General features: G+C 73.8%; 6 protein-coding genes and 1 pseudogene. 3 read left to right on the forward strand and 4 right to left on the reverse strand.

All coding sequences use genetic code 11. The features are described from left to right. Nucleotides 1–11: 11 nt before the first annotated feature. Together ACIO9K_RS24705 and ACIO9K_RS24710 are read right to left on the reverse strand one after the other, a co-directional pair. Entirely contained in the window at nt 12–1,598 is a 1,587-nt protein-coding gene (locus ACIO9K_RS24705) for a protein kinase (RefSeq protein WP_400333121.1), read from the reverse strand. Next, entirely contained in the window at nt 1,595–2,356 is a 762-nt protein-coding gene (locus ACIO9K_RS24710) for a serine/threonine protein kinase (RefSeq protein WP_363617319.1), read from the reverse strand. Before ACIO9K_RS24710 ends, ACIO9K_RS24705 begins: the two co-directional genes overlap by 4 nt. Nucleotides 2,357–2,638: 282 nt before the next feature. Here ACIO9K_RS24710 and ACIO9K_RS24715 point away from each other — a divergent pair, with 282 nt between their 5' ends. After that, a complete protein-coding gene (locus tag ACIO9K_RS24715) occupies nt 2,639–3,046 on the forward strand; it encodes a hypothetical protein (RefSeq protein WP_363630528.1) in 408 nt (135 codons plus the stop codon). 275 nt (nt 3,047–3,321) lie between these two features. Beyond that, entirely contained in the window at nt 3,322–4,104 is a 783-nt protein-coding gene (locus ACIO9K_RS24720; protein WP_363586446.1) for a glucosamine-6-phosphate deaminase, read from the forward strand. A gap of 77 nt (nt 4,105–4,181) precedes the next feature. On the opposite strand, the gene ACIO9K_RS24725 is transcribed toward ACIO9K_RS24720, so the two are convergent. Then, a complete protein-coding gene (locus ACIO9K_RS24725) occupies nt 4,182–5,312 on the reverse strand; it encodes an aminotransferase class I/II-fold pyridoxal phosphate-dependent enzyme (RefSeq protein ID WP_363617322.1) in 1,131 nt (376 codons plus the stop codon). A 7-nt stretch (nt 5,313–5,319) separates the two neighbouring features. After that, nucleotides 5,320–6,042, reverse strand: a complete 723-nt coding sequence (locus tag ACIO9K_RS24730) for a transcriptional regulator (protein WP_400333126.1) — start codon at nt 6,040–6,042, stop codon at nt 5,320–5,322. A gap of 214 nt (nt 6,043–6,256) precedes the next feature. Here ACIO9K_RS24730 and ACIO9K_RS24735 point away from each other — a divergent pair. Continuing rightward, nucleotides 6,257–6,684 (forward strand): annotated as a pseudogene (locus tag ACIO9K_RS24735) (IS30 family transposase); the annotation flags it as partial.

The following is a 6,684-nucleotide window of genomic DNA, read 5'->3' on the forward strand; positions in this document are numbered from 1 at the left end:
GTTTTGCCCGCTCACCCGCCGTAGTCGGCGAGGTACCGGAGCACCTTGTCGACGTGCGGGCGGACCCGTTCCGGGACGCCTCCGGCGGTCGCCACGGTCTTGTCGCTGGTCCGGTAGGCGGCGGTCACCAGGGCCGGCAGGTCGCGGGTGAGGCCCCGGTGCTTGAGCTGCTGGTCCAGCCAGCAGACGTAGTTGCCCATCGCGGCGATCGCGTCGCCCGGATCCAGGTAGGACTTGGGGCCGTCGTGGGCCGCGGCCTTCGCCCAGGCGTCGAAGACGGCGGGCGTCCACATGGCGATGCCGTACTCGCCGGTCTCGGGGCGGGCCGCGTTCGGGTCGAAGCCGCTCTCGGCCTTGAGCATCGCGGCCAGCAGCGCCGGGGTGATCTCGGGCTCGGGGCAGCGCCGGGCGGCGACCTCGATCATGCCGCGGTAGGCCACCGGGACGTCGGAGCCGGCCGGGATCGCGCCGGGCGGCGGGGGCGCGGCCGGGTGGGCGGCCGACCCCACGGCGGGTACTGCCGCGCCGTGCTCCGCGGCCTCCGGCTCGGGGGCCCCGGTCAGGGCGAGGACGGTGACGGCGCAGGCCAGCAGGCCGGTGGCGGCCCGCAGGGCGCCGCCGCGGCGGCAGGCCGGACGCGCGCCGGCCCGGGCGACCAGCGCGGCGAGGTCGGCGCGGGCCCGCTCCTCCCGCCCGGGGGCCAGGCAGGCGGTGACCACGGCCCGCCAGGGCCCGGGCAGCGCCTCGTCCAGCCGCAGCGGCGCCGCGCCGCGCGCGTACGCCTGGGCGGCCAGCGAGCGGGCCCGGGCGGTGGCGCCGAGGAACGGGTGCAGGCCGCCGGTGAGCACCTGGTGGGCGATCACCCCGAAGGCCCAGATGTCGGCGCTGGGGCGCACCGCGACGCCGCGCGCGCCGGTGCGCTCGGACCACCACTCGGGCGGGACGTGGTCGGGCGAGCCGAGCGGCGGCGTGTAGGCGTGGGTGCCCTCCAGTTCGGCGGTGAGGCCGAAGTCCGCGATCTTGGCGGTGCCGTCGGGCATCAGCAGGATGTTGGCCGGTTTGAGATCCCCGTGCACCCAGCCGCCCCGGTGCATGTGGGTGAGCCCGGCGCAGACCTCGGTGAGGACGCGTCCGGCGCCGGGCACCGGGGTGCCGGGGCGGGCGGCGGCGAGGACGTCCTGGAGGCTGCGGGCGGCGCGTTCCATCACCAGGGCGACGGCGCCGTCCAGGCCGGGGTGGGCCGGGTCGTCGACGACCGTCACGGCGAGGGTGCGGATCAGGTGGGGGTGGTCCGCGCGGCGGCTGAAGCGCATCTCGCTGCGGGCGACCTCCGTCATGGTCCGTCGCTGGCCGGGGCTGAGCCGGGCGGGGCTGAGCAGTTTGACGGCGGCCGGGGTGCCGTCGGGGCCTTCGGCCGCGTACACGCTGCCCCAGGCGCCGGCCCCGAGGTAGGCGCCGGTGCGGTAGCCCGCGAGCCGGTAGCCGGCCGGTACCTCGGACTGCTGGTCCGGCGGGGGCTGGTCCTTCTCCGGCACCCGCTGCTCGGACGCCGGCTCGTCGGACGCCGGCTCGTCGGGCGGCTGGCCGGCGGGCCTCACGGTCGGGCGGCCGGGCGCCGGGGCGGGAGCAGGGCCAGGTGCTCCTCCCGGACGAGATCGAACTTCAGTGCCAGGGCCGCGAGTTCCTCGCGCTTGCCGCCGCCGGGGCCGTCCTCGTAGGGCTCGCGCAGCCGCAGCTTCGTCCACACCAGGTAGTCGATGTGGTAGTTGACCGCCGAGCGGGTCAGCCCGTGGCAGGAGGGCAGGGCGCGCAGCCGGGCCAGCACCTCCGTCACACCGGGGACGACGGCGGCGGAGGGCGAGCGCAGCCGGGGCTCGCAGAGCGCGAGCAGCACCAGGAAGTACTTGGCGGTCGGGTCGAGGGCGAACGGGCTGACGGTGAGTTCGCCGCCGACGCCGCCGGGCCGGCCCTCCAGGTAGGCGTGCTGCGGGGCGAAGACCTTGAACGAGGCGGGTTCGCCGAGCGCGGGCAGCAGCACCCTGGAGAACTCGAACGGCACGGGCGCGCCGAGCCGGCCGGGCGCCACCTTGACGTGCTCGCCCGCGCCCTCCAGGTTTTCCACCACGTAGGTGGCGGAGGTGCTGAAGTTGGACAGCCGCCAGTAGTCCTCGGCGGCGGTGACCTCCCCCGCGCGCCGGGAGACGCCCTGGTCGGGCAGGGGGATGGGGGCCGGACGGCCGGGCTCGCCGCGCCCGAACGCCGCGGCCTCGCCGGGGCCCATCCGCAGCAGGCCGGGCGGTTCGCCGGGTGCCATCACGGGCTCCCGGTCGGGCAGTTGCACGATGACCGTGTCCACGCCGACACCTCCGTGGTTCGGGTCGATGCTAACGGCCCGATTCGCCCCGACGGCAGTTCGCCACTCGGACGAGTGAAGGGACACCGCCAACCCGGCCCGGGCGTCGCCGAGTTGCCCCCGGGCCTCTCACCTGCCGGTCCGTCGACCGTTCGACGGGCGGTTGCAGCACGTAGTTGAATGGTCACCTTGAGTGTGACGCAACACACACACGGCATGTCCACGTTCTGTGCAAGACTCATCTCAAGGAGTGAGATCCCCTTAATTTCCAAGGAGGTTCATATCATGCGCGCTCGGATCGCAGCTGTGACGATGATGGTGGCAGGGATAGCAGGCCTGGCGGCCGGACCGGCCATCGCGGCCCCGGCGACGACCGAGAACGAAGCGGTGGCCTGCGCCTCCGTGCTCAACAAGCCCTGCATCTCGCACCAGCACGACGGTGAGGGCTTCTTCGGCGTCGCCCAGGTCTCCGCCGACCCGCGCCAGTTGACGATGGTTCAGGTCGAGGTGCGGACCCAGAAGGCCTGGGGCAGCCCGTGGGAGACGATCGCCTCCGCGACCACCGTGCGCCTGGGCTCCGCGAAGGCGGTCACCCCGCGCGTCGTCACCACCGACCTGCGGATCATCTGCGCCACCGCCGGCCCGGCGCTGGAGGCGACCCAGCAGGTCACCACCTGCACCAACCCGTTCTGACGGACCCCGCCGCTCCACCAGCACCGGGGCCCTCGATCGACCCGATCCACCCCACCCGCCGGGGCGCCCGCGCCCCGGCTCCAGGGCCGGCCGCCAGCGCACCCGGCGGCCGGCCCGGCGGCATGCGGCGCCCTCGCAGGCCGGCTCCCGGCGGTCCGGGGCCGGCGGAGCGGCTCCGACCAGGGCCCGAGTGGACCTGGGGCACCCGTTCACGGCAAACTGGTCTAGACCTCAAGGGTCTAGACCAAGCACCCGGCTCAGAACGGTGGACCAGTATGGAAATCGTGATCGTCCCTGACGCCTCAGCGGCCGGCGAACTCATCGCCGCGGCGATCACCGATCTGCTGACCGGCAAGCCCGAGGCCCTGCTCGGCGTGGCGACCGGCTCGACGCCGCTGCCGATCTACCAGGCCCTCGCCGAGCGGGTCCGCGACGGCCGGCTCGACGCCTCCCGGGCGCGCATCTGCCAGCTCGACGAGTACGTCGGCCTGCCCGCCGGCCACCCCGAGTCCTACCGTTCGGTGGTGCTGCGCGAGGTCGTCGAGCCGCTGGGCCTGACCGAGGACTCCTTCCTCGGCCCGGACGGCAACGCGACGGACATCGCCGCGGCGGCCACCGCCTACGACCGCGCGCTGGCCGCGGCCGGCGGCGTGGACCTCCAGCTGCTCGGCATCGGCACCGACGGCCACATCGGCTTCAACGAGCCCTGCTCCTCGCTGGCCTCCCGGACCCGGATCAAGACGCTCACCCGGCAGACCCGGGAGGACAACGCCCGGTTCTTCGACAGCCTCGACGAGGTCCCGCACCACGTCATCACCCAGGGCATCGGGACCATCCTGGAGGCGCGCCACCTCGTCCTGCTCGCCACCGGCGAGGCCAAGGCCGAGGCCGTCGCCCTCTCCGTCGAGGGCCCGCTGTCCGCCGCCGTCCCCGCCTCGGCGCTGCAGCTCCACCCGCACGCCACCGTGGTGGTCGACGAGGCCGCCGCCTCCGGCCTCAAGCTCGCCGACTACTTCCGCGACACCTACGCCGCCAAGCCGGCCTGGCAGAAGCTCTGAGGTCGGCGGGCCCGTGCGGGAGGCAGTCGCCTCCCGCACGGGCCCGACCCACGTTCCTTCCCGGCAGCGCCCGGCGGTCAGCGCGTGCGGAGCCAGTCGCCGAAGGCCGCCAGGGCAGGGCCCGGATCGCGGCGCCCCAGGCCGATCCGGAAGCGGTCGGCGGGAGCGGGCGTCAGGTCGGAGTGGAACATGCTCGCGGGCAGCAGCAGGACGCCCGCCTGCTCGACCAGCGCGGTGCAGAAGTCCTCGACCCCGTCCGCCCCGAGGTAGCGCGGGTAGGCGACGCAGCCGCCGTCCGGGGCGCGCCACTCGAAGAGGTCGCCGAACTCGGCGAAGAACGCGTCGAACCGCGGCAGGTTCTCCGCGATGATCGCGCGGTTGCGCGCCAGGATCTGCTCGCGGGCGTTGATCGCGATGCGGGCCAGCACCTCGCTCGGCGCCGAGTTGCAGATCGTGGTGTAGTGCTTGGCCCGCTCCAGCCGGGAGCGCAACTCCTGGTCGCGGCAGGCGATCCAGCCGATCCGCAGGCCGGGCAGGCCGAGCGACTTCGAGGTGACGTTGAGCGAGAGGGCGCGCGCGGAGAGGTCGGCGGCCTGCGGCAGCGCCCGGGCCGGGTCGCGCTCCAGACCGCGGTAGACCTCGTCGGAGAAGAGCCGGATGCCGCGCTCGTCGCACAGTTCCACCAGACGCGTGAAGTCGGCCGCGTCGATGACCTTGCCGGTCGGGTTGTGCGGGAAGTTCACCGACAGCACCCGGGTGTTCGGGCGCAGTGCGGCCGTGACCGCGTCGAGGTCGAGCGCCCAGTCGTCCTTCTCGTCCAGGGCGACGCCGGTGACCTCGCAGAGGGAGAGCGGGATGGTCTCGGCGGACTGGTAGTTGGGGGTCACCACCACGGCGTGGTCGCCCCGGTCGAGGAGCACCTGCATGGCGAGGTTGAGCCCCTCCTGCGCGCCGCCGAAGCAGAGCACGTCGTCGGCGTCGACCTCCTGGTACATCCCGGCGATGGCGCGGCGCAGCTCCGGATCGCCGTAGGTCTCGGTGTAGCCGAGGGCGAGGCCGTCCCAGGCCCGGCGGTCCTCGGGGCCGGCCAGGGCGAGGAGTTCGGCCATCGTCATGGTCTGGGCGTCGGAGGCGGCGAGGTGGTGGCGGGCGCTGAACTCCCAGCGCGAGAAGTAGGTTTCGAGTCGGAAGTCGGGGAGCCTGGTCATCTCTCTGTCACTCGCTCTCGTCGGCGCCGGGGTGCCGGTGCCGGGACTCGGGGGCCTGCTGGTTCTCAGGGGCCTGCCAGGACTCAGAGGCCTGCCGGGGCTCGGGGGCCTGCTTGAGCTCGGCGAGCAGGGTGTAGGCGGTCGAACGGGAGACCCGCAGTGCGGTGGCGACGGCCGGGACGGCGCGGCGGACCGCGAACACCCCGGCCTGGTCGAGTTCGCGCAGGACGGCGAGCCGGTCCTCGCGGCCGAAGCGTTCGAGCGGGCGGCCGTGCGCGCGGACGTAGCCGCCGATCACGTCGTTCATCCGCTCCGTCCAGTCGCGCTCGAAGAGCGGTTCGGGGCGGGGCGCGGTGGGCGCGGCGAAACCCGCCAGCAGGGCGGCGGCGTGCTCCAGCGGGCCCCGGTCGAGGTTGACGCAGAGCACCGCCGAGGGCCGTCCGGCGTCGTCGCGCAGCACCGCGCTGACGGAGGAGAGCCGGCGCCCGTCGGGCAACAGCTTCTCGTAGGGCCCGTAGACGTCCGGGGCGGACGGGTCGAGGGTGTCCAGTTCGCCGAGCAGCGACGGGTCACCGGGGGTGCGGGGGGTCATCGGGTTCCAGATGGCCAGCACCCGGTCGGCGGTGGCGTCGTGCAGCACCACCTCGGCGTACGGCCCGAGCAGCAGGGCCACGGCGCGGCAGACCGGTGTCCAGGTCCGGACGCGCGGGTCGGGGGTTTCGGTGGTCATGTTCGGACTGTACGTCCAGGCCAGACGTTTAGTCCAGACGATTCACCCGCGACGTTTCGTTCAGGCGTTTCGTTCAGCCGTTTCGTCCGGACATCCGGCACCTGCGGCGACGACGAAGGCCCCGCCGACGCTTAGGTTCTAACGGTCCTCGCAACACCCGCGATCTGTGGGAGTTGCGAGGACCGTGGGCGTTAGGCGTAGTGATCTTGCTGGGTTGCGGGAGCGATTCCTCGCACGGCTGGATGTCGTAGGCAGCGTGACCGTGGCGGCGCGCGAGCTGGGGCTGAACCAGAACACCGCCTTCAGCTGGGCCCGGAAGGCCGGACGGAGGTCGTTGGGCCCGCCGCGCCGCCATTCCGGGCGGGACGAGTACGAGCGGCTCCGGGCCGCCGGTGTCGCCCGCCGGATCGCAGCCCGGCAGGCCGGCGTGAACGAACGCACGGCCAGAGACTGGGACCAGGGCGTCAGGAAAACCCGCCATACGCGCACCTATGCCGACGGGCGCCGCGTCGACTACCGGGCGGGAACCGTCACCATGTCCGGTGTGACAAAAGCACCGGTCGGCTTGAGGGCCCTGGAGAAGCAGCTCCACCCGCGGTTCCTGACCCTGGCCGAGCGCGAACAGATCCGCGATCTCCGCGC

The sequence above is a fragment of the Kitasatospora sp. NPDC087271 genome (genome assembly GCF_044744605.1).
Lineage (GTDB): Bacteria > Actinomycetota > Actinomycetes > Streptomycetales > Streptomycetaceae > Kitasatospora.

Bases quoted from the DNA above. Each gene is read 5' to 3' on its own strand.
- ACIO9K_RS24715 (WP_363630528.1), top strand. From the start codon at position 2,639: ATGCGCGCTCGGATCGCAGCTGTGACGATGATGGTGGCAGGGATAGCA.
- ACIO9K_RS24720 (WP_363586446.1), top strand. From the start codon at position 3,322: ATGGAAATCGTGATCGTCCCTGACGCCTCAGCGGCCGGCGAACTCATC.
- ACIO9K_RS24725 (WP_363617322.1), bottom strand. From the start codon at position 5,312: ATGACCAGGCTCCCCGACTTCCGACTCGAAACCTACTTCTCGCGCTGG.
- ACIO9K_RS24730 (WP_400333126.1), bottom strand. From the start codon at position 6,042: ATGACCACCGAAACCCCCGACCCGCGCGTCCGGACCTGGACACCGGTC.